This is a genomic window from Streptosporangium sandarakinum (assembly GCF_013409935.1).
In the GTDB taxonomy this organism is placed as follows: domain Bacteria; phylum Actinomycetota; class Actinomycetes; order Streptosporangiales; family Streptosporangiaceae; genus Streptosporangium; species Streptosporangium nondiastaticum.
Genome location: NZ_JACCCO010000001.1, coordinates 2708849 through 2733621 on the forward strand (window position 1 = coordinate 2708849; position 24773 = coordinate 2733621).

A 24773-nucleotide genomic window follows, 5' to 3' on the forward strand; every position below is an offset into this window, starting at 1 on the left:
ACACTGGACACATGGCACTACCGAAGGTCGGTTCGATCGGCGAGTACATCCGGGAGCAGCGGACGCAGGCGAAGATCTCTCTGCGCCAGCTGGCGGCCTCGGCGGGGGTCTCCAACCCCTACCTCAGCCAGATCGAGCGCGGCCTGCGCAAGCCCAGCGCGGAGATCCTCAACCAGATCGCCAAGGGCCTGCAGATCTCCTCCCAGGCACTTTACGTTCAGGCCGGCCTCATCGAGGATCGCGAGCCCGACAGTGACGTGCTGACCGCCATAAGGGCCGATCGCAACATCACCGAGCGGCAACGCCAGGTGCTGATCGACATCTACGAGTCGTTTCGCAAGGAGAACCGGTCGGAGACACCGGCCGAGGGCGCGTGGACCACGGGGGACGCGCACCCGGCGGCGGAGTCTCCGGGGGGCGGCACGGACTCCTCGCCCGACGACACGCCCTCGCCCGAGGACCGCGTGACCACGCCGGAGGACGGCGGGTCCCCGAAGGCGGCGGCGAAGCCCAAGACGTCAAACCGGAAAACCAGGAGGACTGATCAATGACGTTCACCACCGAGGTCAAGAAGCTGGCCGACTCCAAGCCGTTCTACGCCGTGGCGGGCGCGGGCGACTACGCGGTCGAGAAGCTCCGCGAGATCCCCGACCAGCTGCAGCGGCTCCAGGACCGCCGCGAGGAGATCCGCGAGGCCGCCAAGGAACTGCCCGAGCGGGCCAGGACGTTCGCCGACAAGGCCGAGGTCTACGCCAAGGACTTCCCGGAGAAGGCCCGCGTCTACGCCGACCAGTTCACCAGCATGGCGGCCGGCCTCTACGAGGAGTTCGCCACCCGTGGCCGCAAGGTCGTCTCCCGGGCGAGCGGCGAGGCCGCGCTGGAGCTGGAGGAGGTCTCCGAGACCGCCGAGCCGGCGATCGCCGCGTCGGCCACCAACGCCTCGCCCCGGAAGACCACCCGCACCACCAAGCCGAACAACGCCGCGCGCGCCTGACGCCGGCACCGCGCCCGCCCCGCGCCCCCGTCCGCTTCCGCGGCGGGGCCGCGGGGCGGGCGCTTTCACATCCCGCGCGCCCCGGAAGCCGGTCCGCGCACCGCGGGCGTCCTCCGGGGCGCCGGCCCGCACGCGCCCGCGGGCGGCTCCGGTTCGCGTGCCGCACACACGTTCCGGCGGCATTAGTCTGAGAGACACCAGCGAGGCGAACGTTTAGGAGAGGCGATGCTCCAGATCCACGGCGTGTTGGACCTGATCTTCTGGGTGCTTTCCATCGCCGCGTTCGCCATGTCGGCCTGGGCCCTCTTCCACGCCGTACGGACGTCGGCGCGGGCGTTCGCGGTCGCCGGCAAGCAGAGCAAGAAGTTCTGGCTGATCGTGCTGGGACTGGCGGCCCTCTTCTCGTTCGCCTCCGCGGTGGGCTACTTCGGGGTCGGCCTCGGCCAGCTCAACATCTTCGCCATCGCCGCGGTGATCGCGGCCGGCATCTATCTCGCCGACGTGAAGCCGGCCGTCGGCGAGGTCGGCCGGGGCGGCAACTCGGGCCCCTACGGCCCCTGGTGATCGCCGCCCCTCCGTTCGGCCCGCCCGGACCCGCGACCCGTTCGCCCGGACCCGCGACCCGCCTGCTCGGCGGCCCTGCCGCCGGGACGCACGGCCCGGCCACCCGGGCACACGGTCCGTCGCCCCGGACGCCGTAACCCCGTTGCCCGGCGGGCGGCGGACCAGGTAGACATTCCGGATGATGTTCGCCGACAAACCCATCCTGTCCGGGGACCGCGTGACGCTCCGCCCCGTCGGCCCCGAGCACGTCGAAGGGCTGTGGGAGCTGGTCAACGACCCGGAGACCGGCCGGCTGACCGGCTCGCACGCCAAGTCCGACCATGAGGCGATCAAGCGCTGGTACGCCTCGCGCGGCGAGCACGACAACCGGCTGGACCTGGCGATCTGCGCCAACGACCAGGACGGCGCCTACGTCGGGGAGATCGTTCTCAACGATCTCGACACCGACAACCTCTCCTGCAACCTGCGCATCGCCCTGATCGGCCCCCGGGTGTTCGGCAGGGGGTACGGCGGCGAGGCGATCCGGCTGGTGCTCCGCCACGCCTTCACCACCACGCCGCTCCACCGTATTCACCTTGAGGTCTTCACCTTCAACGAGCGGGCCCTGCACGTCTACCGGAAGGCCGGCTTCGTCCAGGAGGGCGTGCATCGTGACGCCCTGCGGTGGGACGGGGAATGGCACGACTCGATCACCATGGCGGTACTGGCCCCTGACTGGAAAGTCAGAGAGATTTGACATACATGTAGTGATTTTTTGGAAATATCTTTTGACACTTCCGAAACAATGCTACGTTCACTGGGAGCGCTCCCACCTGTGCGGAATGTTGGTGTGGAGGAAGTTATGTCGGATCTACCCACACTTGCCCAGGTCGCGGCGGAAGCGGGGGTCTCCCCCGCCACGGCGTCCCGGGTACTCACCGGTTCGGTGCGGGTCAGCACGTCGACCCGCAGGCAGGTGCACGACGCGATCTCACGTCTCGGTTACGTCCGGCACCGCGCCCCCAGGGGCGGCGCCGGACGCCGGTCCGACCACATGGTGGCCGCGGTGCTCTGCGAGCCCGTACACCGTCTGTTCACCGAGCCGTTCTACGCCAGGCTGATCACCGCGGCGGAGGAGGTGCTCACCCGCCACGGCGTTCCCCTCGCGATGATGACGGCCACCGCGGCGACCTCGACCGTCGCCACGCCGCCGCTGGTCTCCGGCGGCGTCGACGGCGTCCTTCTCATCGGCGCCAGGGAGCGGCACCCGCTCGCGGTCACCCTGGCCGCCTCCGGAGTCCCGATACGGTGCCTGGGCAAGCCGCCGGAGGGCATCGAGCTTCCACACGTCGACATGGACAACCGCGACGGCGGACGGCAGGCCGCCGAGCACCTGCTGCTCGGCGGGCGGAGGTCCGTCGCCGTCATCTCGGGCCCGCCAGGGCTGCCGGCGGCGCGGGACCGGCTCGACGGCTTCCTGCAGACGCTCGCCCTGGCCGGGATGACCGGGGTGCCGGTGGCATACGGCGACTTCAGCCACAACTCGGGCGTGCACGGCATGCAGTGGCTGCTGCGCCGGATGCCGAACGTGGACGCGGTGTTCGCGGCCTCCGACGTCATGGCCGCCGCGGCCGTCCAGACCCTCCGGCGGGCGGGACGCAGGGTGCCGGACGACGTGGCCGTGATCGGCTTCGACGACGCCCCCGTCGCCCGGCGGACCTCTCCCCCGCTGACCACCGTGCGCCAGCCCGTGGAGGAGTTCGCCGCCCTGGCCGCCCGCCTGCTGCTGCTGGCCATGTCGTCACCGGCCACGGCCGGCGGCGCGGGCAACAACCCGGTCCTGCCCACCGAGCTGGTGGTCCGTGAGTCCGCCTGAGCCCGGTGGACTTCAGGCGGGAGACGTCCTCGCCCGTCGTTACGACCTGGTGGAGCCGATCGCGGCGGGCGGCATGAGCGTCATCTGGCGTGCCTTCGACCGGTCCCTGCAACGGCAGGTCGCGGTCAAGGTGCTGGACGGCGATCTCGGCTCCGACCGGGGAGACCGGGAGCTGATCCGCCGGGAGGCCCGCGCCACCGCGCGCCTCATCCACCCGGACGCGATCGAGGTGTACGACTACGGCGAGACGGTCACCACCCGGGGCCGCCTCGCCGCGTACGTGGTCATGCGCCTGCTGGAGGGCCGGCCGCTGGCCGACCGGATCGCCGAGGGGCCGCTGCCGTGGCGGGAGGCGGCGGCCATCGCCGCCCGGCTGGCCGCCGTGCTGGCCACCGCCCACGCCCGCGGCATCGTCCACCGGGACGTGACCGCCGAGAACGTGCTGCTGACCGCGGACGGCGCCAAGCTGCTCGACTTCGGCATCGCCGCGTTCATCGGCGAGGGCGATGACGACCACGCCTCCGACTACGGCACCCCTCCCTACGTCGCGCCGGAGCGGCTGACCGGCACGACGGCCGACCCGGCCGGCGACGTGTACGCGCTCGGCGTGCTGCTGTTCGAGATGCTCACCGGCGGCCCGCCGTACCCGGAGCGGACCTGGGAGGAGATCGAGAACGCGAGACGGGAGGGACCGCCGCCGGAGGTCCGGGCGCCGGGCCTGCCGTCCGGGATCGCCGCGCTCTGCCGGAGCTGCCTGTCGGCCGACCCGGCGGAGCGGCCGAAGGCCCGCGAGGTGGCCGACCGGCTCTCCCGGCTGCCGTCCAGGACCCGTACGGCGGCGCGGACCGTGATCGTGCGCTGGACGCTGGTGGCGGCGGCGGTGGTACTGGCCGCGGGAGCCCTGACGTGGTATCAGGTGCTCGGCCCGGGAGGCCAGCGGGCCGGGCCGGGCACGGCGCTCGGGCCCGCCACGCGGCCCGTCCCGTCCGCGACGCCCCGTCTCGGCGCCTCTCCCACCCCGGGCCGGGCCCGCTCCCCGGACCCCCCTTCCCCCGTCTCTCCAGACCGGTCCGCGGGCTCCCCTGACCAGCCCGCGGACCTTTCCACGCCGCCCGCGGACCCCCCTGACCGGTCCGCGGGCACCCCTGAGCGGTCCGCGGCCACCCCGGACGGATCCGCCGGTTCCCCCGAGCGGTCCCCGGGGACGGTCGAGCGGCCACGCGCGGACCGGACGGCCCGCGCGTGGCGGTCGCCTCCGGACCGCGGGGCGCCCGAGACGGCCCCGGTGGCGGAGGTCCCACCGGTGCCGGACCTGGAGGGAAGCGTGCGGGGCTTCAACGCGCTGCTCGCCGAGGGGCAGAGCAGGGGCGGGATACGCCCGGACGTGGCGCTGGACCTGCGGCAGGTGCTGGACGGCGTCGTCTGCTGCTCCGGCGACCTCGCCGTGGTCCGGGAGAAGATCGACACCCGGCACCGGGAGGGCGCCCTGTCGGACGGGTTCCGCGACGCGCTGAGGGACCAGCTCCGGTACGTGGCGCTGGCGCTGACCGGCTGACCGGCCGGCCGGCCGGCCGCGCCCCGCCGCGTCCGCGGGGCGCGGCCGGTGAAACTTTCACGGAACCCGGGGGCGGGCCGGAGCCGTACGGTGCCGGGACGGCGCAGGTCACGCGGCCCGCGGGGGAGACGGGACGGTCGACGGGCGGTTGACGGGCGTCCGCCGGGCGGCCAAGCATGACGACGCGACCGGCCGCACCTCCCTCGCGGGGAACCCCCCGCGGGCAGATCCGTCCTCGACTCCTCGAAGGGCACCCGATGAGAGTCCTGCGTGTTCGCAGGTGGATGGCGGCGCTGGCGGCGCTCGCCGTCACCTCGGCGCTGGCGGTCGTGTTCGTCTCCTCCCCCGCGGGCGCGGCGGGCGGCACCGGAACCGGCTACCTGCACACCTCCGGCAACAAGATCGTCGACAGTGCGGGGGCGACCGTCCGGCTGACCGGCATCAACTGGTTCGGCATGGAGACCGACAACAGGACCTTCCACGGTCTGTGGTCGAGCAACCCGTGGCGGAGCCAGATCGACAAGATGGCCTCGCTCGGCTACAACACCTTGCGCGTGCCGTTCTCCAACGACGCGCTCAAGCCCGGCGCGACGGCCACCAGCGTCAACGACTACGTCAACCCCGACCTGGCCGGGAACACCCCGCTGCAGATCCTCGACAAGGTCATCGCCTACGCGGGCGGCAAGGGAATGCGGATCATCCTCGACCGGCACCGTCCGACCTCCGCCGGGCAGTCGGCCCTGTGGTACGTCTCCGCGACGCCGGAGAGCACGTGGATCGACGACTGGAAGGCGCTCGCCCGGCGTTACGCGGGCAACACCACGGTGATCGGCGCCGACCTGCACAACGAGCCGCACGCCGAGGGCACCAACCCGGCGGCCACCGGGTCCTGCTGGGGCTGCGGCGACCCGGCGCGCGACTGGCGGCTGGCGGCCGAGCGGGCGGGCAACGCGGTCCTCTCGGTCAACCCCGACTGGCTGATCTTCGTCGAGGGCGTGAGCTGCCCGAGCGGCGGTCTGTCCAACGTCTGGGACAACGACCCGAGCAACGACGAGGACTGCGGCTGGTGGGGCGGCAACCTGTCCAAGGCCGGGCAGTTCCCGGTACGGCTCAGCGTGCCGAACCGCCTGGTCTACTCGCCGCACGAGTACGCCACGTCCGTCTACCGCCAGGCGTGGTTCGACGACCCGTCCTACCCGGCGAACATGCCCACGATCTGGGACCGGTACTGGGGCTACCTCCACCGGCAGAACATCGCCCCGATCATGATCGGCGAGTTCGGCAGCACCATGCAGTCCCCGATCGACAAGGTCTGGCTCCAGGAGCTGCTGAAGTACACCGGCACCGGGGTGAACGGCATGTCGTTCACGTACTGGTCGTGGAACCCCAACTCCGGTGACACCGGGGGCATCCTCAAGGACGACTGGACCACGGTCGACCAGGTCAAGCAGGACATCATCCAGCCCTACCTGATCCCGCCGTCCGGCGGGAACGGCGGGACCCCGGGGCCCTCCCCGTCCGGCACCCCCACCGCCACCCCGACGGCCACCCCGACGGTCTCTCCCACGGCCGGCCCGGCCTCGTGCACCTCGTCGTACAAGCTCGTCAACTCCTGGCAGGGCGGCTTCCAGGGCGAGCTGACCATCAAGAACTCCGGCGGTTCGGCGCTGAACGGCTGGAAGGCCACCTGGACGATGCCCTCGGGCGTCACGCTCGCCAGCGCGTGGAACGCCGTCGTCACGACCAGCGGCACGACCTGGACGGCGCAGGGCCCCGACTGGGCGCGGAACCTGGGCGCCGGGCAGTCGGTCGCGGTCGGCTTCACCGCCAACGGCACGGCGGGCGAGCCGTCCGGCGTCACCTGCTCCGGATCCTGACCCCCTCCGGGGAGCCCCGGCGGCCGGTCCCTTCCCGGTGACCCGGCCTCCCGGGGCCCCCGGCACCTCCGCGGGTACGTGAAAGTTTCAGACGGCGGGAAATCCCCCGCCGGGATCTCAGCAGCCTGGCGGCCCGCGGCGTGAAACGCGGGTGTAACCCGGAATCCATCCCATTGACATCCGGACACCCAGCCTCAAAAAATCCCTTTTGGGAGCGCTCCCACCCCCCTTTCCCCCGGCTCCAACCGGCACGTGACCGCAACCAGCGGTTTTGTGCCGACCCACCCCCTGGAGGACCTTCCCGATGCCTCAATCCCCGCAAAGAACGGGAGCGCTCCCACGCTTCCGGAGACGGATCGCCGGGCTGGCGCTGCTCAGCGTGGCGGCCGGGATGACCACCGCGCTGGCCGCCGCGCCCGCGCAGGCGGCCGTCGCCTGTGAGGTGACCTACACCACCAACGACTGGCAGGGCGGCTTCACCGCCAATATAACGATCAAGAACCTCGGCGACCCGCTGAACGGCTGGACTTTCGGGTTCGCCTTCCCGGACGCCGCGCAGAAGATCCAGCAGGGCTGGAGCGCCACCTGGTCGCAGAGCGGCCAGAACGTCACCGCGAAGAACCTCGACTGGAACGGCAGCCTCGCCACCGGCGCCTCGACCAACATCGGCTTCAACGGAAGCTGGTCCGGGTCCAACCCCAAGCCGAGCAGCTTCTCGATCAACGGCTCCACCTGCGGCGGGTCCGGCCCCGTCAACAAGGCGCCCACCGCGAAGATCACCAAGCCGGTCGCGGGCGCCACCTTCACCGCGCCCGCCACGGTGGACATCACCGCCGACGCGGCCGACTCCGACGGCACGGTCTCCAAGGTCGAGTTCTACAACGGCACCACCCTGCTGGGCACCGACACGACCGCGCCGTACGCCTACAGCTGGACCGGCGTGGCGGCCGGCGACTACTCGATCACCGCCAGGGCGACCGACGACAAGGGCGCCTCCACCACCTCCGACCCGGTCGGGATCAGCGTGCGGGCCGACAGCGCCCCCGCGGTCGTCCTGAGCCCGGCCACCCTCGCCGTCCCCGAGGGCGGCAGCGCGAACCTGTCGGTCAGGCTCTCCAAGGCCCCGGCCTCGAACGTCACCGTGACGACCACCAGGACCAGCGGTGACACCGACCTGACGGTCGCCTCCGGCGGAACGCTGACCTTCACCCCGGCCAACTGGAACACCGCCCAGACGGTGCGGATCGCCGCGGCCGAGGACGCCGACAAGACCTCCGGCACCGCCGAGTTCACCGCGGCCGCCGCCGGCCACACCTCGGCCAAGGCGACCGCCACCGAGGTGGACAACGACACCACCGGCGGCGACAACGAGTACGTCCAGCGCTTCACCACGATGTACAACAAGCTCAAGGACCCCGCCAACGGCTACTTCTCGCCGGAGGGCGTGCCGTACCACTCGGTGGAGACCCTGATGGTCGAGGCGCCCGACCAGGGGCACGAGACCACCTCCGAGGCCTACAGCTACTACCTGTGGCTGGAGGCCGCCTACGGCAGGGTGACCGGCGACTGGACCAAGTTCAACGCCGCCTGGGCCTCGATGGAGAAGTACATCATCCCCTCCACCGCGGACCAGCCGACCAACTCCTTCTATAACCCGTCCAAGCCCGCCACCTACGCCGGCGAGTGGGACGACATCAAGCAGTACCCGTCCAAGCTGGACGGCGGCGTGAGCGTCGGCGTCGACCCGCTCGCGAACGAGCTGAAGAGCGCCTACGGCACCAGCGACGTCTACGGCATGCACTGGCTGCTGGACGTGGACAACACCTACGGCTTCGGCCGCTGCGGTGACGGCACCACCAGGCCCGCCTACATCAACACCTACCAGCGCGGCCCGGAGGAGTCGGTCTTCGAGACCATCCCGCAGCCGTCCTGCGACACCTTCAAGCACGGCGGCAAGAACGGCTTCCTCGACCTGTTCACCGGGGACAGCAGCTACGCCAAGCAGTGGAAGTACACCAACGCCCCCGACGCCGACGCCCGCGCCGTCCAGGTCGCCTACTGGGCCCACACCTGGGCCAAGGAGCAGGGCAAGGAGTCGCAGGTCACCGCCTCGGTCACCAAGGCCGCGAAGATGGGCGACTACCTGCGCTACGCGATGTACGACAAGTACTTCAAGAAGCAGGGCTGCACCAGCACCTCGTGCCCGGCCGGCACCGGCAAGGACAGCTCGGCCTACCTGCTGAGCTGGTACTACGCCTGGGGCGGCGCGCTCGACAGCTCCGCCGGCTGGGCCTGGCGGATCGGCTCCAGCCACAACCACTCCGGCTACCAGAACCCGATGGCGGCCTGGGCCCTGTCCAGCGTGGACGCGCTCAAGCCCAAGGGCACGACCGCCGTCCAGGACTGGACCACCAGCCTGAAGCGGCAGCTGGAGTTCTACCGCTGGCTGCAGTCGACCGAGGGCGCGATCGCCGGTGGCGCCACCAACAGCTGGCAGGGCCACTACGCCAGCCCGCCGTCGACCCTGCCGACCTTCTACGGCATGGCCTACGACTGGCAGCCGGTCTACCACGACCCGCCGTCCAACCAGTGGTTCGGCTTCCAGGCGTGGTCCATGGAGCGCGTCGCGGAGCTCTACTACGCGACCGGCAACGCCGACGCCAAGCTCGTCCTGGACAAGTGGGTCAAGTGGGCGACCGACAACACCACGGTCAACGCCGACGGCACCTTCCAGATCCCCTCGACCCTGGTGTGGACCGGCCAGCCGGAGACCTGGGACCCGAACAACCCGCGTCCCAACACCGGGCTGCACGTCAGCATCCGCGACTACACCACCGACGTCGGTGTGGCCGGCTCCTACGCCAAGGTGCTGATGTACTACGCGGCCAAGGCCGGTGACGCCAAGGCCCAGAGCATCGCCAAGGGGCTGCTCGACGGCATGTGGAAGAACAACCAGGACGCCAAGGGCGTCTCCACCCCGGAGACCAAGGCCGACTACAACCGCCTCGACGACCCGATCTACGTCCCGGCCGGCTGGACCGGCAAGATGCCGAACGGCGACGTGATCGACTCGAACTCCACCTTCCTGTCGATCCGGTCCTTCTACAAGAACGACCCGGACTGGCCGAAGGTGGACGCCTACCTGAAGGGCACCGGTCCCGCGCCGACCTTCAACTACCACCGGTTCTGGGCCCAGGTCGACGTGGCCGTCGCCCTGGCGGAGTACGGCCGGCTCTTCGGCTGACCCGCACCCGGCCCCGGCGGGGCAGGGCCGGCCCGGCCGGCCCACCCCCGCCCTGACGGAGCGGGGCCGGCTCCCCGGCCGGCCCGCCCCCGCGAGACCTCGGGGCGTGACGGTACCCCTGACCTGCCGTCACGCCCCGAGCACCATCGACCGCCCCGCCGCTCCCCTCCCTCACGGGCCCGCCGTACCCCGGCGCCCGCCGTACCCCCCTCACCGGCCCGCCGTACCCCCGGCGCCGATCCGCGGAACCCGTCTCGTCCACAGCACCGTCTCGTCTCCCGAGAGGCACCCCCCGATGAGGAAACACCTGGCGGCACTCGGCCTGGCGGCCGTGGTCGCCGCCCCGCTGCCCGCCGTGGCCCAGGCCGTGCCGGCGAGCGCCGCCCCGGCGTTCGCCTACGGCGATGCCCTGCAGAAGTCCATCTGGTTCTACGAGGCCCAGCAGTCCGGCAAGCTGCCGAGCTGGAACCGCGTCGGCTGGCGCGGCGACTCGGCGCTCAACGACGGCAAGGACGCCGGGCTCGACCTGACCGGCGGCTGGTACGACGCCGGCGACCACGTCAAGTTCGGCCTGCCCATGGCGGCCAGCGCGACGATGCTGGCCTGGGGGGCGGTGGAGTACCGCGACGCCTACGACTCCGCCGGGCAGCTCACCCACCTGCTGAACAACCTGAAGTTCGTCAACGACTACTTCATCAAGGCCCACCCGTCGCCGAACGTGCTCTACGGGCAGGTCGGCAACGGCGGCAAGGACCACGCCTGGTGGGGTCCGGCCGAGGCGATGCAGATGGAGCGGCCCGCCTACAGGATCGACGCCTCCTGCGGCGGGTCGGACCTCGCCGGGGAGACCGCGGCCGCGATGGCCGCCTCCTCGATGGTCTTCCGCCCGACGAACCCGTCCTACGCCGACACGCTGCTGACGCACGCCAAGCAGCTGTACACCTTCGCCGACACCGTGCGGAAGAAGTACAGCGACTGCATCTCCGACGCCCAGGGCTACTACAACTCCTGGAGCGGCTACAACGACGAGCTGGTCTGGGGCGCCATCTGGCTGTACCGGGCCACCAAGGACGCCTCCTACCTCGCCAAGGCCGAGTCCTACTACGACAACCTCGGCACCGAGCCGCAGTCCACGACCAGGTCCTACAAGTGGACGATCGCCTGGGACGACAAGTCCTACGGCGCCTACGTGCTGCTGAACAAGCTGACCGGCAAGCAGCGCTACCTCGACGACGCCAACCGCTGGCTCGACTACTGGACGGTCGGCGTCAACGGCCAGCGGGTGAAGTACTCGCCGGGTGGCCAGGCCGTACTCGACCGGTGGGGGTCGCTGCGCTACGCCGCCAACACCGCGTTCGCGGCGCTGGTCCACGCCGACACGATCACCGATTCGACCCGCAAGGCGCGCTACCACGACTTCGCCAAGCGCCAGATCGACTACGCGCTCGGCGACAACCCGCGCAGCTCCTCCTACGTGATCGGGTTCGGCGACAACCCGCCGAAGAACCCGCACCACCGCACCGCGCACGGCTCGTGGACCGACCAGATGACCAATCCGGCCGAGACCCGCCACACCCTGTACGGCGCGCTCGTCGGCGGCCCGCCCGACCCCGACGACGCCTACACCGACAAGCGCGACGACTACGTGATGAACGAGGTCGCCACCGACTACAACGCCGGCTTCACCGGCGCGCTCGCCCGCCTGTACTCCGAGTACGGCGGAGCCCCGGCGACCGGCTTCCCCAAGGCCGAGACGCCCGACGGCCCGGAGATCTTCGTGGAGGCCGGGGTGAACGCCTCCGGCACGACGTTCACCGAGATCAAGGCCATCGTCCGGAACCAGTCCGCCTGGCCGGCCCGCGTCCTGGACAACGGTTCGTTCCGCTACTACTTCACCCTCGACGGCGACACCACCGCGAGCCAGGTCACCGTCTCGTCGGCCTACAACCAGTGCAAGGCGCCCACCGGGCCGACCCTGCTGTCGGGGAAGACCTACTACGTCACCGTGGACTGCTCGGGCACCTCGATCGCCCCGGCGGGCCAGTCGCAGCACCGGCGTGAGGTGCAGTTCCGCATCGCCAGCACCGGCGCGTGGGACCCGTCCAACGACTGGTCGTACAAGGACATCCCGACCACCCCGGGCGCGACCCCGGTCCGCACGCCGAACATGACCCTGTACGCGGGGACGGCCAAGATCTGGGGCAACCCGCCCGGTGACGAGCCGCCGCCGGTCGAGGACGAGGTCGCGCCGACCGCGCCGGGCAAGCCCGCCGTGTCGGCCGTCACCTCCTCCGGGGCGACGCTGACCTGGACCGCCGCCACCGACAACGTCGGCGTCACCGGCTACGACGTCTACTCCGGCACCACGAGACTCGGCTCGGCCACCACCGCCTCCCTCACCCTGACCGGCCTCACCCCGAACACCGCCTACACCGTCCACGTCGTCGCCCGCGACGCCGCCGGAAACACCTCCCCGGCCTCCGCGAGCACGTCGTTCACCACGACGGCGCCCCCGGTCGGCGGCTGCACCGCCGCCTACAAGGTCACCAGCTCCTGGGGCGGCGGCTTCCAGGCGGACGTGACGGTCAAGAACGAGGGCGCCTCGGCCATCAGCGGCTGGACCGTGAGCTGGAAGTTCGCAAACGGCCAGACCGTCACCCAGCTCTGGAACGGCTCCCACACCCAGAGCGGGGCGGACGTGACCGTCAGGAACATCTCCTGGAACGGCAACCTGGCGCCCGGCGCCACGGCCGCCTTCGGGTTCACCGGAACCCAGAACGGCGCCAACGCCGTCCCCGCGGTGACCTGCGCCGCGAACTGACCCCGTACGCCGGAGCCACCGGCCGCGGCGGGCCGGTCCCGGAACGCCGCGCCCCGGTGCCCCCGCCGCGGGCGCGGCCCCAGGCCCGGCCGGACGTGACGGACCCCTCCGTCCGGCCGGGCCCCTCTCTCCCAGCCCCTACGACACCCCCGCCCTCGTACGACCTCCGGGTCACCCCCGGAAGAGGCAGGCATGAGAACCCGACTCGCATTCCTCGTCGCGCTCCTGGCGTCGTTCTTCGTCTGGGCGCCCCCCGCCCACGCCGCCACCGGACTCCACGTGAGCGGCACCAAGATCCTTGAGGGGAACGGCACCCCGTTCGTCATGCGCGGCACCAGCCACGCGCACACCTGGTACCCGTCCCAGACCGCCTCCTTCGCCGGCATCAAGTCCCTCGGCTCCAACACGGTCCGCGTGGTGCTGAGCGGCGGGCGCTGGACCCCCAACACCGCCTCCGACGTGGCCGATGTCGTCTCGCTGTGCAAGCAGAACAAGCTGATCTGCGTGCTGGAGAACCACGACACCACCGGGTACGGCGAGCAGAGCGGCGCCTACACCCTCGACCAGGCCGTCGACTACTGGATCAGCGTGAAGAGCGCGGTCGCCGGCCAGGAGGACCACGTCGTCATCAACATCGGCAACGAGCCGTTCGGCAACAACGCCACCACCCCCGGCTGGACCCAGGCGACCTCCGCCGCGATCAAGCGGATGCGGGACGCCGGGTTCCAGCACATGCTCATGGTCGACGCGCCCAACTGGGGCCAGGACTGGAGCTTCACCATGCGCGACAACGCGGCGACCGTGTTCGCCGCCGACCCGCAGCGCAACACCGTCTTCTCCATCCACATGTACGGCGTGTTCGACACCGCCGCCGAGGTCACCGACTACATGCAGCGCTTCCAGACGGCGAACCTGCCGCTGGTGGTCGGCGAGTTCGGGTTCAACCACTCCGACGGCGACCCCGACGAGGACACGATCATGGCCCAGGCGCAGTCCCGGGGCATCGGCTACCTCGGCTGGTCCTGGAGCGGCAACGGCGGCGGCGTCGAGTATCTCGACCAGGTGACCAACTTCAACACCGCCGACCTGACGAGCTGGGGCCAGCGTCTCTTCAACGGGGCCAACGGCATCGCGCAGACCTCCCGCGAGGCCACGATCTACGGCAACCCCGGCACCCCCGACACCCAGAAGCCCGGCAGGCCCGGCAAGCCCGCGGTCTCCGAGGTCACCTCCACCGGCGCCAGGCTGACCTGGACCGCCGCGACCGACAACGTCGGCGTCACCGGCTACGACGTCTACTCGGGCACCACGAGGCTCGGCTCGGCCACCACCGCCTCCCTCACCCTGACCGGCCTCAACCCGAGCACCGCCTACACCGTCCACGTCGTCGCCCGCGACGCCGCCGGGAACGTCTCCGACGCCTCCGACTCCGCCTCCTTCACCACCCTGGCCGGACAGGCGAGCGGCTGCACGCCCTCCTACAAGCTGGTCAACTCCTGGCAGGGCGGCTTCCAGGGTGAGATCACCATCAGGTGCGCGAGCGCCGTCACCTCCTGGAAGACCACGCTGACCTACCCCTCCGGGGTCGGCATCACCCAGGTCTGGAGCGCCAAGGTGACCGGCGGCGGGCCCGCCTACACCTTCACCAACGCCGACTGGAACGGCACGATCCCCGCCGGGGGCTCCACCACCTTCGGCTACATCGGCTCCTGGAACGGCACCGGCACCCCGCCCGCGCCCACCTTCTCCTGACGGCCCCTGACGACCCCGCCCACGAGGGGGTACGGCCCGGCCGGCCGTACCCCCTCCCCTCACGCCGGCTCCGAAAGTTTCGGACTAGCGACACAAGTTTCTGACACCCGGGTCCCGGCCCCGCCGGGCCCGCCTCCCCCCAGGAAGGAACCACCCATGTCACGAACCCGCAGGGTGATCGCGATCGGAGCGCTCGCCCTCCTGCCGGTCGCCTCGGCCGTCGTCGCGGCGTCGCCCGCCCACGCCTCGGAGCCGCTGCGCGCGCACGCCGAGGCGCGCGGCAAGTTCATCGGCACGGCGGTGGCCACCACCCAGCTGGCGAACGAGGCGTCCTACCGGACCATCGCGGCCACCGAGTTCAACCAGGTCACACCCGAGAACGCGATGAAGTGGGACGCCACCGAGCCGAGCCGGAACCAGTTCAACTTCTCCGGCGCGGACGCCGTCGTCGCCTTCGCCGCGCAGAACGGCCAGCAGGTGCACGGGCACACCCTGGTCTGGCACAGCCAGACGCCGAGCTGGGTGGAGAACCTCGACGCCACCACCCTGCGCTCGGCGATGAACAACCACATCGCCACGGTCGTCGGACGCTACGCCGACAACCCCGTCGTCAAGTCCTGGGACGTCGTGAACGAGGCGTTCAACGAGGACGGGACGATGCGTGACTCGTTCTGGTACCGGAAGCTGGGCAGCGGCTACATCGCCGACGCCTTCCGCGCCGCCCGCGCCGCCGACCCGGACGTCAAGCTGTGCATCAACGACTACAACGTCGAGGGCGTCAACGCCAAGAGCACCGCCATGTACAACCTGGTCAAGACGCTGCGCGGGCAGGGCGTGCCGATCGACTGCGTCGGCTTCCAGGGCCACCTCTCCCTGCAGTACGGCTTCCCCGGCCAGGTCAAGGAGAACGCCCAGCGCTTCGCCGACCTCGGGGTCGACGTCCGGTTCACCGAGATCGACGTCCGGATGGCGGTCCCCCGCGACTCGACCAAGGACGCCCGGCAGGCCACCTACTACCGCAACGTCATGGACGCCTGCCTCGCGGTGAGCCGGTGCGTGGGCGTCACGATCTGGGGCTTCACCGACAAGTACTCCTGGGTGCCCGACACGTTCCCGGGTGAGGGGGCGGCCCTGCCGTACGACGAGAACTACGGCAGGAAGCCCGCCTACACCGCGATCCACGACGCGCTGGCCGCCGGCGGTCCCGACCCCTCCGACACCACGCCGCCGACCGCGCCGGGCAGGCCGTCCGTGTCGGCCGTCACCTCCTCCGGGGCGACGCTGACCTGGGCCGCCGCGACCGACAACGTCGGCGTCACCGGCTACGACGTCTACTCCGGTACCACGAGACTCGGCTCGGCCACCGGCACCTCCCTCACCCTGACCGGCCTCACCCCGAACACCGCCTACACCGTCCACGTCGTCGCCCGCGACGCCGCCGGGAACACCTCCCCGGCCTCCGGGACGGTGGGCTTCACCACCCTGGCCGGGCAGTCCACCGGCTGCACGCCCACCTACAAGCTGGTCAACTCCTGGCAGGGCGGCTTCCAGGCCGAGATCACCATCAGGTGCGCGAGCGCCGTCACCTCCTGGAAGACCACGCTGACCTACCCCTCCGGGGTCGGCATCACCCAGGTCTGGAGCGCCAAGGTGACCGGCGGCGGGCCCGCCTACACCTTCACCAACGCCGACTGGAACGGCACGATCCCCGCCGGGGGCTCCACCACCTTCGGCTACATCGGCTCCTGGAACGGCACCGGCACCCCGCCCGCCCCCGCCTTCTCCTGACGCCTCCCCGCGACCCGGCGTGGCCTCCACCGCTCCCCCGCGGAGCCGGCCGCGCCGGGCGCGCTCTCCGGCCTCAGTCCAGGACCGGGTGGTTGCTCCGGAACACCCCGCGCGGGTCGCGGGCCCGCTTGACGTCGCGGAGCCGGGCCAGGGCGTCGTCCGGGAAGGCCGCCGCCGCCCGCTCCCCCTTCCCGAGATAGGTGAACGGCTTGCGCCCGCTGACGTACCGCGCGAGACGGGCCACGATGGCCTCCTGCCGGTCCGCCACCGCGGGCACCAGCTCGGGGGCCGGCACGACGCCGATCAGGCCGAGGATGTACGGCTCGGCGAAGTGACCGCAGGCGCCGCCGCCCTCGGCCGGGCGGGCCAGCGCCCCGCCCAGGTGGCGGAGCTGCACGACGGCCAGCGGGGCGGTGGGCTCGGCCAGCAGCGCCCCGGCCACCGTGTCGTCCAGGGCGGTCAGCAGCTCCCCCCGGGCGAGGCTGTGCGACGGGGCGGTGGGCTCGGCGCAGATGCCGCCCAGCTCGGCCACCGGGAGCGTCCCCCGGCTGTCAATGATCGACCCGTCGATCTCGTCGAGGCGGCGCAGCAGTGCCCGGGCCTCACCCTCCTCGCCCAGGAACGTGGTGTCCACGGTCACCACGGACCGGCCCCGCAGGAACTCCGGGAGCTCCGGGAGCGGCGGCAGGTTCAGCAGCTGGAACCACACGGTCAGTTCCTCGGGGGCGTCCTCGGTGATCTCCCGGAAGGCGGCCAGCACCTCCGGGGCCCGCTCGACCGGCCACATGACGCGCCCGCCGTACAGGGCGGGCGCCGGGTGCAGATCGAACTCGATGGCGGTGACCAGCGCGAAGTCCCCGCCGCCACCGCGCAGCGCCCAGAACAGCTCGGCGTCGGAGTCGGCGGTCACCGTACCCCGGCGGCCCTCGACGTCGACGACCTCGAAGGCGCGGACGCTGTCGGCGGCGAAGCCGTACCGGCGGCTGAACCAGCTCAGGCCGCCGCCGAGGGTGTAGCCCACCACGTTGGGCGCGGGTGAACTGCCCGCCAGCCCGGTCAGACCGTGCGGGCTCGTCGCCGACAGCACCTCGCCCCACGCCACGCCCGCCCCGACCCGGGCCGTGCGCCGCTCCGGCCGCACCTCCACGCCGCCGAGCCGCCGGGTCCGCAGCAGGATCACCCCGTCCGTGTCACCGGACGCGCCGTGGCCGCTCGGCTGGGCGGCCACCGACAGTCCCACCCGGTGGGCGTGGGCGGCCAGCGCGGCCACATCGTCGGCGTCCTCGGCCTCCACCACGGCCCTGACCCGCTGGTCCACCGAGAGGTTCCAGGCCTTCCCGGCCTGTTCGAACCCCTCGTCCCCGGCGACCAGTACCCGTCCTCTGACCGTGCGCCGCAGGTCGTCCCCGAATGTCATGATCTCTCCTCTTCCTTCGCGCCGCCATCGTCACGGAGGCGACTTGCGGAAGAGCTGGGAGCGGTTTGCATACGGCTTGAGCCCGGGAGCGGCGGCCGGTCGTCCCGGGGGCCCGGCCGGGCCGGAGGGTGCTGCGGGCCGGGGGTACGGCGGGCCGGCCGCGGGGTGTCAGCGGACGTCCCGGCCGATCCCGTGCTCGCGGAGCGCGGCGACGAGCCAGCGGGCCAGGCGAATGTGGCCCTCGCGGGTGGGATGGACCCCGTCGGGCAGCAGCGCGTCACCGCCCCAGCGCCGGTCGATCGGGTCCAGGAAGGGCGCCCGCTCCCCGGCGGCGACGGCCGCGACGGCGTTCCGCACCTCGTGGGCCCACGGGGGCGCCGGGGTCATCCAGATGGGGCCGACCACGGCGATCCTGGTGCCCGGCCAGCGGGCCCGGACCGCCTCCAGCAGGATCCCGGCCGCCTGTCCGACCCGGCCGGGGGAGACACCGCGGTCGTTGTGCCCGCCGGAGACGATCAGCAGGTCGGGGGCCGGCCGCCAGGAGAGCTCCAGAGCGAAGGAGCCGAGGAACGTGCGTCCCACCCTGCCGGGGTTGACGTAGCCCGTCCCGGGCGCCCCGGCGGTGACGAGCTGCCAGCCCAACTCGCGGGCCGTCTCGGCGGCGTAGGTCTCCCACGGCTCGACCGGACCGGAGCCGGCGGTGAAGCTGTCGCCGATGACCATGACCAGCGGGGCCGCCCGGCCGGGCCCGAGGTGGTCGCCGGGCGCCCCCGTCTCCGGTCCGGCCGTCCGGGTCCCCCCGGCCGTGCATCCCGAAATAAGGCAGCAAATCCCGACAAGTAAGGCGAGTGTCCATGCTCGGGGTCGTCCAGGCACGGGCCCGCGCATGTCACCTCGGGGATCTCTGGGCTGCCGACAGGGGTGCCGGCGGGGGCCGGTCCCGCGGGCGCGGCGGCTCGCGCTCGCCATCCGGAGCGCCGCGCCGACCGGGCGAGGACTCCGGCGCCGCCGCCCGGCGGGACCGTCATGAGCAGACCGGCATCTTGACGCGCTCCCCGGCCTGAAGGCCCGGGGATTCAGCCCGTGCCGCGTCATGCGGCGCCTCTGTGGCTTCCTGCTTCGCCGACCCGCGCCACCGCGAGCGGTGGTCTTACCGGGTCTCCACAGGCGTTTCGCCTGTCCGCCCGTCCGGCGGCCAGGACGTTGATCGCCGCGTTGACGTCCCGGTCATGATCCGCCCCGCACGGGCAGGTCCATGACCGGACGGAAAGCGGCATCGATCCGGCGACGGCCCCGCACGCCGAGCACAGCTTCGACGAGGGAAACCAGCGGTCGATCCTGGCGAAGGTCCGCCCGTACCGGGCGGCCTTGTACTCCAGCATGGCCACGAAGGCCGACCAGCCTGCGTCATGGACGCTCCCGGCCAGCCTCGTGCGCGCCAGGCCCCTCACCGACAGGTTCTCCACGTACACCGCTTGGTTGTCGCGGATCAACGCGGCAGAGAGCTTGTGGGCGAGGTCCCGGCGCGCGTCGGCCGCCCGGGCGTGCGCGCGGGCGACCCCGACGACGGCCTTCTTACGGTTGTTCGACCCCTTCACTTTCCGGGAGAGGGCCTGCTGCGCCTTGCGCAGGCGTCTGTACGGCAGGCCCGCCTCGCGGGCCTCGGTTCGTGCGCGCAACCCGTCGTTGAACACCACGCGGGCGCACCCGAAGGCCCGCGCCAGCGCCTGGCGCCGGGCGGCATTCGGACAGAGCCGGTATTGGTAACGAAGCCGCACGGCCATCATCGTGCCACTCGACCATGACCGAGCGTAGGGGAATCCGGGCGATCCGTGAACACATCGGCGCCCGCGCCGACGCCGCCCACCACCTCGGCGAGCACACCATCGCCGAACGCGGGTGGCCGGTCCTTCGCCGTCCTGATGTCCCACGCCTGGTGGGCCGAACGACAGGACCAGGAAGGTCAGGGCACGCCCGCGCCCTGGCGGGCACTCCCGCGCGGGCCTTCACCTCCGGTCTGAAGACCGGAGCACCGGCCCGCATTTCGGTAGCCCGGACCGGGAGCGCCGGTCCGGGGATCGTGGAATTCCCCGGCACGGATCCGGCGGCGGGATCACGGGGACGACGGGCCCCCAGCCGCCCCTTCGATCCCTTTCGTTCACTCCCGCCTCATCCGGCCTGCCGCCAGGGGTAGGTTTTTGAAATATTGCAGGTTGGGCCTTGCCCAAAGCATCACAAATAGGCAGTATCTGGCATTACGGGCCCCCTACCTCAGCCTCGTGTCGTGGTCACCGCCACCTCGTAGTACCGGTAGGGCGGCCCGTCCAACGCGGCCCGGGTCCGGCAGGCCGGAACCACCCGCCCGGAAGCACCGGCGGAATCCCGCCCGGCCTTATCCGCTCCCGAGCCCCGGCCCGCCGTACGGTCCCGCGCCGGAGGCCGGCTCAGCCGCGCCGGCCGCCCCCGAAGGGACTCTCGACGCTGCCCTCGGTCACCAGCCGCTCCATCATCCGCCGCATGGTGTCGGAGTCGTTCAGGTGCGGGAACGGCTCACCCTCGGGAACGTCGACCCCCAGGAAGTCGCACAGCGGCTCCCAGCCCTCCCGGACGTCGAAGATCAGCAGCCGGTCGGCGGGCAGGCTCTTCTGGACCGCGTCCACGTGGCGGTGGAACGCCTCCACGGCGACCTTCTCGCTCGGCAGCTTCTCCCCGAAGCTCCAGGTCTCGCCGAAGACGCTCCGTCCGATCATGTCCAGGACCGGGCGGAGCCTGGCCATCGCCTGGAACACGGCGATCGCCCCCTCCGGCATGCCCGGCGGCAGCTCCCGGCCGGGCCCGTTGGCGAGCAGGGTCCCCATGCTGTCGTACCAGCGGTGGGGGTCGCGCACGGTCAGGACGACCTTGGCGTCCGGATACGCCTCCGCCTGCTCGCGCCAGAAGAAGCTGGCAGGCCAGTCCTGGCTGGACCGGTAGCCCTCGAACACCCGCTCCCAGTCCAGCGGCTCGCCGGAGGCGGCGGGCAGCCACCGGTCGACGTGGTCCGGGTTGGAGAGGATCTCGAACATGTGGTAGCAGGGGCCGAACCCCAGCCGCTCCAGCGCGGCCTTGGTCGAACTGGTCCCGGTGCGCGGGAACCCCGCGCCGATCACCTTCAGCATGCCGTCCCTCGCATTCGACGATCTCCGTACTCGTCCTCCGGCGGCATGCCCACGGCACCGTCCGCCCAATCCGCCGGGATTCGTCCTGTCCTGGAACGGCCATCCGGGACGGCGGCCCACAAGGGTGACGCGCGGGACGGGAACGGCCCCTGCGGGGTCAGCTGACCTGGGAGGAGGGGACGACCCAGGTGTTGCAGTAGCCGACCTTGGCGTATCGCCAGCCCTGGTGGATCCAGGCGGCGAAGTGCTCGCCGCTGCCGTGGTCGCGCAGGCCCACGCCGTTCTGGTCGTCGCCGCGGCCGTACTCCGACTCCAGCACCTCCTGCCAGCGTGAGCCGGTGATGGCGAGCGGGGTGCGGACGCTGCGGGCGAAGACCCCGGCCAGGCACTGCGCCTGGAGCTCCGACCGGCGGCTGTAGGCGTTCTGGGCGGCCTTGGACCGGTCGGAGACCTCCCACCACCAGGCACCGCCGATGCCCGCCATGGACTGCACGTGGTGGCCGTACTCGTGGGCGAGGACCGTCAGGTAGGGCACGTGGTTCCCGGCCGGGTTCCGCCCGCCGGTCTGCTCGATCACGTGGCCCAGGCCGATGTACATGCCCCGGTTGGCGGGGCAGTAGTAGGCGGCGGCGTTCGGGGCGGGGTAGGTGCCGCAGGGGCCGCGGCCCGGACGGGACCAGTAGACCCGGCGCGGAGCCTGGAACACCGCCCCGGCCTGCGAGAACTTGCCCGCCCAGGCCCGGTCCAGGCAGGAGGAGACGGCGTCGAGGTAGGCGAGCATGTCCTGCGACCGAGTCGAGGGGCGCGGGGCGCGGCAGGCCGTGGGAAGCATCACGCCGGTGCCGTACAGGGGGTTGCGCTTGAGACGGGCGGCGGTGTCGGCCCGCCGCATGGTGCGCAGGTCGACGACCTGACGGCGGGCGGCGGCCAGCGCGACGCGGGAGCCGGCGGCCGAGCCGAGGTTCAGCCGCTGCGGGGGCCGGAAGCTGGGCGGGGCGACCTCGGCGCCCTCGATCGGCTCGGGTCCGGGACCCTCGGTGGCCACGGGACCCGACCCGGGGGCGGCCGGGGCCTCGACGTCGTCCCCGCCGGTCAGGCCGGCGACGACCACGACCGCGGTGAAGGCCGTGGCGAGGAGTCCGAGAACGCCGAAGACCAGGGGACTCGACCCGCGCGACCGCATGTGACCGCCTTCCCGAAGAATGATCTACGCCCGGCAATCTAGCGGATACACACATATGTAGGTTTAAGGACTGAAAAATTGGTTATCGCCCGGCCGCCACGGAATGGGTGGTTCTCGATAGGCTCCCGAGCCATGGCGGGATCTTTGATGCATCGAGCGGCGAGTGGCCTGGCCGTGGCCGCCACCCTCGCGCTCACCCTGGGCGCGTCCCCGGCCCTCGCGGCGGGCGCCACCGTACCGGCGGGACGGACCACGGAGGCCGCGCAGGCCGGACGGGCCGCGGTGACCGTACCGATCACCGGGCCCGGACGCGCCGCGGAGGCCCGGAACGCCGCGCCGGACGGGAGGGTGACGAAGGACGCCGTCGAGCTCCAGCTGCGGCCGGACGGCGTCCTGCACGTCAAGGAGACCCTGGAGTTCACGGGGACGGGGCCGACCCGCAAGCTGGTCACCCGGACGCGCTACGACGACGGGAACGACCGGGTCTACCAGGTCACCAACCTGCGGGGCGGCACCCTGCGGGGAGACTCGCTCACCGTCACCGGCCGGAGCCCCGCCACGCTGGAGTACGACGTCAAGGGCGTGGTGACCCCGCTGGGCGACGCCCAGGAGCTGCGCTGGTACGCCGTGGGCGGCTGGCCGGTCCCGGTGGAGCTGGCCACGGTGAAGGTGACCGGGCCGGCCCAGCTTCAGAGCCTGTCCTGCTTCGCGGGCGTGCTGACCTCCGCGATCGGCTGCACCGCCGCCTCCCCCGACCACACCGGGACCACCGCGGACTTCGAGCAGCAGGAGCTCGGGGCGAACGAGGTGCTGACCGTCGTCGTCGGCTACCCGGCGGGCGCCACCAAGGGCGCGCCGATCCTGCAGCGCCGCTTCGAGCTGTCCAACGCCTTCACGCTGAACACCGTCACCGGAGGCGCGCTGGCCGGCCTGCTGGTCCTGCTGCTCGGCGGCCTCGGCCTCCTCTACTGGACTCGGGGCCGCGACGCCCGCGTGGTCGGCCACGAGTCGGGCGCGCTCGACGCGGTGCAGAACGGCCACTTCGCCCCGCCGGACGGCGTGCGCCCCGGCCAGATCGGCACGCTCGTGGACGAGCAGGCCGACGTGGTCGACGTGACCGCCACCATCGTGGACCTGGCCGTCCGCGGCTACCTCCGCATCGACGAGCAGCCGCGCCAGACCTACGACGCCCCCGACTGGACGCTCGTGCGGCTGCCGGGCGCCCAGGTCGGCGCGCTCATGCCGTACGAGCGGGCGCTCTACGACGCGATCTTCGACGGCCGCGACGCGGTGCCGCTCTCCCAGCTCAAGGGCACGTTCGCGGCGAACCTCGGCAAGGTGCGCGACGCGCTCTACCGGGACGTGGTCACCCAGGGCTGGTTCGCCCGCCGTCCCGACACCGTCCGCACCCGCTGGACGACCGTCGGCGTGGTGCTCACCTTCGCCGGGGTGCTCGCCACCGTCGCGCTCGCCTGGTTCACCACGTACGGCGTGCTCGGCCTGGCCCTGATCATCGCGGGCGCCGCGCTGGCCGTGGGCGGGCAGTACATGCCGGCCAAGACCGCCAAGGGGTCCGCGGCGCTGGCCCACACCCTCGGCTTCCGGGAGTATCTCGCCCGGGGCGAGGTCGGCGCCGACGTGCCCCAGGCCCAGCGGGTGGAGCTGTTCTCCCGCTACCTGCCGTACGCGGTGATCTTCGACAGCGTGGACCGCTGGGCCCGCGTGGTCTCCTCGGTCACCGGCAACGGGCAGCAGGCCGACAACCTGTACTGGTACCACGGCCCCGCCGAGTGGGACCTGTCGAAGTTCGCCGACTCGATGCGGACGTTCACCACGACGACGTCGGGCGCGATCTCCGCGACCCGGCAGCTCCGCTCCCTGTAGACGGTTCCGGACGGCGCCTCACCGGGAGCGCGGCGGGCGGTCCGGAGCGACGCCGGGCGAGGAGGCCTCGGACGGTCCGGGGCGGCACCGGATGAGGAGGCCGCGGGCGGTTCCGGCGGTTCCTCGCCAAGAAAGGATCAAATCGGGCGTGCGCCTCGCGGGCGGGGGAAGGACCACGGTCCCCCGCCCGTCTCACCGACGACTGGGAGGAGCCGCCATGAGGATCACCGCCCGACCGCACCAGCTTCCGGCCCGCGTCGCCGCGGGGCTCGTCATCCTGGAGTCCGGGCTGTCCATGGCCGCCTCGAACGGCGAGCGCGCCCGGCAGACCCACGGCATGGCCGCCGGGACCTACCCGTTCCTCAAGGACCTGGACCCGGAGGAGTTCACCCGCTGGCTCGCCAAGTCGGAGATCGCCCTCGGCGCGGCTCTTCTGCTCCCGGTGGTGCCGTCGGCGCTGGCCGGCGCCGCCCTCGCGGCCTTCGCCGGCGGGCTGATGGGCCTGTACCTGCGGACCCCGGGCCTGCGGCGGCAGGGCAGCCTGCGCCCCACCCCCGAGGGGCTCGGCATCGTCAAGGACGTCTGGCTGCTGGGCATCGGGGCGGGGCTGGTGGCCGAGGAGCTCCGCGGGGACTGACCGCCGCGCGACTCCGTGCCGCCCCGGCGGCGGGTGACCGCCGG

Annotated in this window: 18 protein-coding genes; 13 read left to right on the forward strand and 5 right to left on the reverse strand. The window is 72.1% G+C overall.

Features of this window, described 5'->3' with window-relative positions:
- Positions 1-11 precede the first annotated feature (11 nt).
- The 11 genes from HDA43_RS11995 to HDA43_RS12045 all read left to right on the forward strand — a co-directional run bounded on the left by HDA43_RS11995 (position 12) and on the right by HDA43_RS12045 (position 16450).
- Entirely contained in the window at positions 12-551 is a 540-nt protein-coding gene (locus tag HDA43_RS11995; RefSeq protein WP_179819828.1) for a helix-turn-helix domain-containing protein, read from the forward strand.
- Entirely contained in the window at positions 548-994 is a 447-nt protein-coding gene (locus tag HDA43_RS12000; protein WP_179819830.1) for a hypothetical protein, read from the forward strand. Before HDA43_RS11995 ends, HDA43_RS12000 begins: the two co-directional genes overlap by 4 nt.
- A gap of 225 nt (positions 995-1219) precedes the next feature.
- Positions 1220-1558 carry a DUF2516 family protein gene (locus tag HDA43_RS12005; RefSeq protein ID WP_179819832.1) on the forward strand — a complete coding sequence of 113 codons (339 nt, stop codon included), beginning with the start codon at positions 1220-1222 and terminating at the stop codon, positions 1556-1558.
- A gap of 178 nt (positions 1559-1736) precedes the next feature.
- Positions 1737-2294: a GNAT family N-acetyltransferase gene (locus HDA43_RS12010; RefSeq protein ID WP_246423959.1), complete on the forward strand. Its 558-nt coding sequence runs from the start codon at positions 1737-1739 to the stop codon at positions 2292-2294.
- A 105-nt stretch (positions 2295-2399) separates the two neighbouring features.
- Complete coding sequence (locus HDA43_RS12015; protein WP_179819835.1) at positions 2400-3413, forward strand: LacI family DNA-binding transcriptional regulator; 1014 nt, start codon at positions 2400-2402, stop codon at positions 3411-3413.
- Positions 3400-4968 carry a serine/threonine protein kinase gene (locus tag HDA43_RS12020; RefSeq protein WP_179819838.1) on the forward strand — a complete coding sequence of 523 codons (1569 nt, stop codon included), beginning with the start codon at positions 3400-3402 and terminating at the stop codon, positions 4966-4968. The genes HDA43_RS12015 and HDA43_RS12020 overlap by 14 nt, the downstream gene beginning before the upstream one ends.
- Before the next feature lie 257 nt (positions 4969-5225).
- On the forward strand, positions 5226-6845 hold the full coding sequence (locus tag HDA43_RS12025) for a cellulase family glycosylhydrolase (protein WP_218911690.1): 1620 nt from the start codon (positions 5226-5228) through the stop codon (positions 6843-6845).
- Between the two features lie 304 nt (positions 6846-7149).
- Positions 7150-10089, forward strand: a complete 2940-nt coding sequence (locus HDA43_RS12030; protein ID WP_179819840.1) for a glycoside hydrolase family 48 protein — start codon at positions 7150-7152, stop codon at positions 10087-10089.
- Between the two features lie 295 nt (positions 10090-10384).
- Positions 10385-12910, forward strand: coding sequence for a glycoside hydrolase family 9 protein (locus HDA43_RS12035; RefSeq protein WP_179819843.1), 2526 nt, complete (start codon positions 10385-10387; stop codon positions 12908-12910).
- A gap of 192 nt (positions 12911-13102) precedes the next feature.
- Positions 13103-14662: a cellulase family glycosylhydrolase gene (locus tag HDA43_RS12040; protein WP_179819845.1), complete on the forward strand. Its 1560-nt coding sequence runs from the start codon at positions 13103-13105 to the stop codon at positions 14660-14662.
- A 156-nt stretch (positions 14663-14818) separates the two neighbouring features.
- Positions 14819-16450 (forward strand): endo-1,4-beta-xylanase, encoded by a 1632-nt coding sequence (locus HDA43_RS12045; protein WP_179819848.1) that lies wholly within the window; start codon positions 14819-14821, stop codon positions 16448-16450.
- Between the two features lie 73 nt (positions 16451-16523).
- On the opposite strand, the gene HDA43_RS12050 is transcribed toward HDA43_RS12045, so the two are convergent.
- The 5 genes from HDA43_RS12050 to HDA43_RS12070 all read right to left on the reverse strand — a co-directional run bounded on the left by HDA43_RS12050 (position 16524) and on the right by HDA43_RS12070 (position 22208).
- The gene (locus tag HDA43_RS12050) at positions 16524-17867 is read right to left on the reverse strand and encodes an FAD-binding oxidoreductase (protein WP_179819851.1); all 1344 of its coding nucleotides are present in this window, start codon (positions 17865-17867) and stop codon (positions 16524-16526) included.
- A gap of 168 nt (positions 17868-18035) precedes the next feature.
- Positions 18036-18590: an SGNH/GDSL hydrolase family protein gene (locus HDA43_RS12055; protein ID WP_179819853.1), complete on the reverse strand. Its 555-nt coding sequence runs from the start codon at positions 18588-18590 to the stop codon at positions 18036-18038.
- A gap of 368 nt (positions 18591-18958) precedes the next feature.
- Positions 18959-19654 (reverse strand): RNA-guided endonuclease TnpB family protein, encoded by a 696-nt coding sequence (locus HDA43_RS12060; RefSeq protein WP_376770473.1) that lies wholly within the window; start codon positions 19652-19654, stop codon positions 18959-18961.
- Positions 19655-20311: 657 nt separating this feature from the next.
- Entirely contained in the window at positions 20312-21025 is a 714-nt protein-coding gene (locus tag HDA43_RS12065; RefSeq protein WP_179819858.1) for a sulfotransferase family protein, read from the reverse strand.
- Between the two features lie 157 nt (positions 21026-21182).
- Positions 21183-22208: a neutral zinc metallopeptidase gene (locus tag HDA43_RS12070; RefSeq protein WP_179819861.1), complete on the reverse strand. Its 1026-nt coding sequence runs from the start codon at positions 22206-22208 to the stop codon at positions 21183-21185.
- Positions 22209-22355: 147 nt separating this feature from the next.
- Here HDA43_RS12070 and HDA43_RS12075 point away from each other — a divergent pair, with 147 nt between their 5' ends.
- Positions 22356-24092: a DUF2207 domain-containing protein gene (locus tag HDA43_RS12075; RefSeq protein ID WP_246423960.1), complete on the forward strand. Its 1737-nt coding sequence runs from the start codon at positions 22356-22358 to the stop codon at positions 24090-24092.
- Between the two features lie 217 nt (positions 24093-24309).
- Complete coding sequence (locus HDA43_RS12080; RefSeq protein WP_179819863.1) at positions 24310-24729, forward strand: hypothetical protein; 420 nt, start codon at positions 24310-24312, stop codon at positions 24727-24729.
- Positions 24730-24773 lie beyond the last annotated feature (44 nt).

Excerpts from the sequence above, each read along its gene's own strand:
- HDA43_RS11995 (WP_179819828.1), top strand. The coding sequence starts at position 12 with ATGGCACTACCGAAGGTCGGTTCGATCGGCGAGTACATCCGGGAGCAG.
- HDA43_RS12000 (WP_179819830.1), top strand. The coding sequence starts at position 548 with ATGACGTTCACCACCGAGGTCAAGAAGCTGGCCGACTCCAAGCCGTTC.
- HDA43_RS12005 (WP_179819832.1), top strand. The coding sequence starts at position 1,220 with ATGCTCCAGATCCACGGCGTGTTGGACCTGATCTTCTGGGTGCTTTCC.
- HDA43_RS12010 (WP_246423959.1), top strand. The coding sequence starts at position 1,737 with ATGATGTTCGCCGACAAACCCATCCTGTCCGGGGACCGCGTGACGCTC.
- HDA43_RS12015 (WP_179819835.1), top strand. The coding sequence starts at position 2,400 with ATGTCGGATCTACCCACACTTGCCCAGGTCGCGGCGGAAGCGGGGGTC.
- HDA43_RS12025 (WP_218911690.1), top strand. The coding sequence starts at position 5,226 with ATGAGAGTCCTGCGTGTTCGCAGGTGGATGGCGGCGCTGGCGGCGCTC.
- HDA43_RS12030 (WP_179819840.1), top strand. The coding sequence starts at position 7,150 with ATGCCTCAATCCCCGCAAAGAACGGGAGCGCTCCCACGCTTCCGGAGA.
- HDA43_RS12035 (WP_179819843.1), top strand. The coding sequence starts at position 10,385 with ATGAGGAAACACCTGGCGGCACTCGGCCTGGCGGCCGTGGTCGCCGCC.
- HDA43_RS12040 (WP_179819845.1), top strand. The coding sequence starts at position 13,103 with ATGAGAACCCGACTCGCATTCCTCGTCGCGCTCCTGGCGTCGTTCTTC.
- HDA43_RS12045 (WP_179819848.1), top strand. The coding sequence starts at position 14,819 with ATGTCACGAACCCGCAGGGTGATCGCGATCGGAGCGCTCGCCCTCCTG.
- HDA43_RS12050 (WP_179819851.1), bottom strand. The coding sequence starts at position 17,867 with ATGACATTCGGGGACGACCTGCGGCGCACGGTCAGAGGACGGGTACTG.
- HDA43_RS12055 (WP_179819853.1), bottom strand. The coding sequence starts at position 18,590 with ATGGTCATCGGCGACAGCTTCACCGCCGGCTCCGGTCCGGTCGAGCCG.
- HDA43_RS12060 (WP_376770473.1), bottom strand. The coding sequence starts at position 19,654 with ATGATGGCCGTGCGGCTTCGTTACCAATACCGGCTCTGTCCGAATGCC.
- HDA43_RS12065 (WP_179819858.1), bottom strand. The coding sequence starts at position 21,025 with ATGCTGAAGGTGATCGGCGCGGGGTTCCCGCGCACCGGGACCAGTTCG.
- HDA43_RS12070 (WP_179819861.1), bottom strand. The coding sequence starts at position 22,208 with ATGCGGTCGCGCGGGTCGAGTCCCCTGGTCTTCGGCGTTCTCGGACTC.
- HDA43_RS12075 (WP_246423960.1), top strand. The coding sequence starts at position 22,356 with ATGCATCGAGCGGCGAGTGGCCTGGCCGTGGCCGCCACCCTCGCGCTC.
- HDA43_RS12080 (WP_179819863.1), top strand. The coding sequence starts at position 24,310 with ATGAGGATCACCGCCCGACCGCACCAGCTTCCGGCCCGCGTCGCCGCG.